At 34.2% G+C, this 606-nt stretch carries 1 protein-coding gene; it reads left to right on the forward strand.

Annotated features, from left to right (window positions below):
* Positions 1–160: 160 nt before the first annotated feature.
* Positions 161–606, forward strand: a 446-nt coding sequence (locus V7266_RS00855) for a CBO0543 family protein (RefSeq protein ID WP_335465318.1), incomplete at its 3' end; no start/stop codon positions are given.

Raw genomic sequence — 606 nt, forward strand, 5'->3', positions numbered from 1 at the left:
CAGACGTCAAATCTCTTTCCACTTTTTTAAGTAATGTTCCCATTTTTTTATTTAGTATGAAGTATCTAAAGATCTTATATATAAATGTTGTTCTGAAAGATGAATTTTATCCGGAATAAAAGGGAAACTATGTTAAAAGCAGTGGAAAGGGTAGTAGGAAATGCATGTTGCTATTGGGATTCTAACCATTTTGGCTTCCTTCAAGTGGGCTGACTGGAAAAACTGGAGAAAGTATCATGCTAGCATGTCTTTTATTTCCACTGGAGGTTTGATGTACGAATATATTGTCAAAGAAAATACTTTATGGAAGTTTCATCCTGATTTATTATATGGACATGAAATGGTTGTCCTGGTTTATGCGATTATTACGATGCCTGTTAGTATTTTAATATATCTTTCCCATTTTCCAAAAACCTGGACGAGGCGGATCCTTTACATATTGGTCTGGTCTGGTATTTATATTTTCGTTGAATGGATCTTACTTGTTTTCGGAAGAATCTCATATCAGAATGGATGGAAATTTTGGTACTCGTTTTATTTTGATATTGTCATGTTCTCCGTCATTGCCCTGCATCAATCAAAACCTATTCGAGCATACATCATTTC

Source organism: Neobacillus drentensis (assembly GCF_036965645.1).
Classification (GTDB): Bacteria; Bacillota; Bacilli; order Bacillales; family Cytobacillaceae; genus Neobacillus; species Neobacillus drentensis_D.